Source organism: Muriicola sp. (assembly GCF_049669965.1).
Lineage (GTDB): Bacteria > Bacteroidota > Bacteroidia > Flavobacteriales > Flavobacteriaceae > Muriicola.
In genome coordinates, this window is record NZ_JBATLB010000103.1 from 1 (window position 1) to 2,555 (window position 2,555).

Below are 2,555 nucleotides of genomic sequence, written 5' to 3' on the forward strand. Positions count from 1 at the left end.
TGGTTGGCACTCCTAGGTTTCTTGGCTGGTTCGGTCACTTTTATTCTAATTAGAAATTTAGTATTGAATGCATAATTAAATCTGCATAATACCGTTATAGGGGCAAATTAATAAGAGAACGCATATGTTAATGTTTCAAGATCTTGTGAATGAATCACAGGTAGGAGAGGTTATATCTGAAGAAAAGACACTTTCTGTCATCGATTTAATCTTAAGTGGGGGTACCGGGAGTATCGTCATTATTTCGGTTTTATTTGCCATGCTTGCTGTGGCCTTGTCTATTTATTTTGAACGATTAATGGCGGTAAAGGCGGCCTCTACGATCGACAAGAATTTTATGAATCAGATCAGGGATCACGTCATGAATGGTAAGCTAGAGGCTGCCAAGATCCTCTGTGCCCAGACAGATTCTCCGGTTGCAAGGTTAACGGAAAAAGGCGTTTCCAGGATTGGCAAGCCTTTGGACGACATCAATGCGGCTATTGAGAACGCCGGAACTTTGGAAGTTTATAAGTTGGAAAAGAATGTCAATGTCCTTGCCACTGTAGCCGGTGCAGCTCCCATGATTGGATTCTTAGGAACGGTCATAGGGATGATCCTTGCCTTTCATCAGATGGCAAGTAGTGGCGGACAAGCGGAGATGGGTGCTTTGGCTTCGGGGATCTACACTGCAATGACCACTACCGTAGCCGGATTAGTTGTTGGGATCATAGCCTATATGGGCTATAATCATTTAGTGAACCGCATAGATAAGGTAATCCATAAGATGGAGGCCAACGCAGTAGAATTTCTTGATCTTTTGAACGAACCTGTTTAACTCCATCCTATGAAACTGAAAGGAAGAAATAAGATCAGTCCGGAGTTTAGCATGTCTTCAATGACAGACATCGTATTCCTCTTGCTTATCTTTTTTATGTTAACGGCAAATTCTCCCAATGCGCTCGACTTACTATTGCCAAAGGCGAAGGGAAAATCTACGAATACCCAGAACGTATCCGTTTCTATAAATCGGGATCTGGAATATTTTGTGAACAACCAGCAGATTAACGGAGCATATATTGAAATTGAACTAAAAAAAGCATTGGAAGGGAAAGAGAACCCAACAATTATTCTGAGGGCAGAAGAAAGTGTGGCCATAAAAGAGGCTGTAAACGTTATGGATATTGCCAATAAGAATAATTATAAGGTGATCCTGGCAGTGCGACCAAATTAATGTCGTTCCTAGATACGAGACACAAGAAAAAATCCTTCTCACTAACAGTCTTTCTGTTAAGTGCATTACTGCTATTGCTTTTCTATATAGGGCTAACCTATATGGATCCCCCTATTGAAAATGGTATTACCGTAAATTTTGGAAGTATGGATTTTGGGTCGGGTACGGTACAGCCAAAAGAAAAGCTGCAGCCTCAAAAGAACGAAACACCAGAAATTACGGAGCAAGTCCCGGAAAAAGCAGAAGAGCCCACCATAGAACCAGTTACTCCGGTAAAGGAAGCTGAAAAAGTACTTACCCAGGATAACGAAGAATCTATCCTGATAAAACAACAGGCCGAAGCCAAACGCAAGGAGGAGGAGGCAGCCAGAAAGGTCAAAGAAGAAGCAGAAAGGGTTGAAAAGGCCAAACAAGCTGCGGCCGAAAAGGCCAGGTTAGAAGAAGAAGCCAAGAAAAAGAAACTAGACGCCCTGATGGGGGGTTTAAATAGCTCTGATGGAACTGCGCAGGGAAGTGAGGGCGATGACTCCAAACCAGGAGATAAAGGGCAGTTAAATGGAGATCCTTATGCAACCAGTTATTACGGCAGTCCCGGTTCGGGTAGCGGAACAGGTGGCTATGGCCTAAATGGCAGATCATTGGTCAACCAAGGTAAAGTGCAACAAGAATGCAATGAAGAAGGCCGGGTAGTGGTAAGGATTGTTGTAGATCGCAACGGCAAGGTTATTGAAGCCACTCCGGGAGTAAAAGGCACCACGAATAATAATCCTTGTTTGTTAGAGCCTGCCCGCAAGACCGCTTTCCTTCACAGTTGGAATTTAGACTCCAAGGCACCAAACCAGCAGGTGGGTTTTGTGGTCGTCAACTTTAAACTGGGAGAATAGATACATGACCTACCAGGAAACCTTGGATTGGATGTTTGCACAACTTCCAATGTACCAGCAAAAAGGGGTGACGGCTTATAATGGAAAACTACAGGGAATCCAGTCTTTTGCTTCGCATTTAGGAGAACCTCAAAAAAAATTCAGGAGTATTCATGTGGCCGGCACAAATGGTAAAGGCTCCAGTAGTCATATGCTTGCCTCCATCCTGGCAGAAGCAGGCTATAAGGTTGGTTTGTATACCTCCCCGCATTTAAAGGATTTTAGAGAACGAATAAGGATCAATGGGGTGATGATCCCGGAAAAAGAGGTGGTACTCTTTATCCGGGAGAACAAGAAATATATTGAACGCAATCATATGTCGTTCTTTGAAATGACCGTGGCCATGGCTTTTGAATATTTTTCAAAAGAATCCGTTGATATCGCTGTCATAGAAGTAGGACTGGGGGGAAGGCTAGATT

The 2,555-nt window shown here is 43.2% G+C and carries 4 protein-coding genes; all 4 read left to right on the forward strand.

From position 1 onward, the window contains the following. Positions 1-124: 124 nt before the first annotated feature. On the forward strand, positions 125-817 hold the full coding sequence (locus WBM49_RS05440; RefSeq protein ID WP_424371050.1) for a MotA/TolQ/ExbB proton channel family protein: 693 nt from the start codon (positions 125-127) through the stop codon (positions 815-817). 9 nt (positions 818-826) lie between these two features. Continuing rightward, positions 827-1,213, forward strand: coding sequence for an ExbD/TolR family protein (locus WBM49_RS05445; protein WP_424371051.1), 387 nt, complete (start codon positions 827-829; stop codon positions 1,211-1,213). Next, positions 1,213-2,097 (forward strand): energy transducer TonB, encoded by an 885-nt coding sequence (locus tag WBM49_RS05450; protein WP_424371052.1) that lies wholly within the window; start codon positions 1,213-1,215, stop codon positions 2,095-2,097. The genes WBM49_RS05445 and WBM49_RS05450 overlap by 1 nt, the downstream gene beginning before the upstream one ends. A 4-nt stretch (positions 2,098-2,101) precedes the next feature. After that, positions 2,102-2,555 (forward strand): bifunctional folylpolyglutamate synthase/dihydrofolate synthase (locus WBM49_RS05455; protein ID WP_424371053.1); only part of this gene is annotated, 454 nt, incomplete at its 3' end.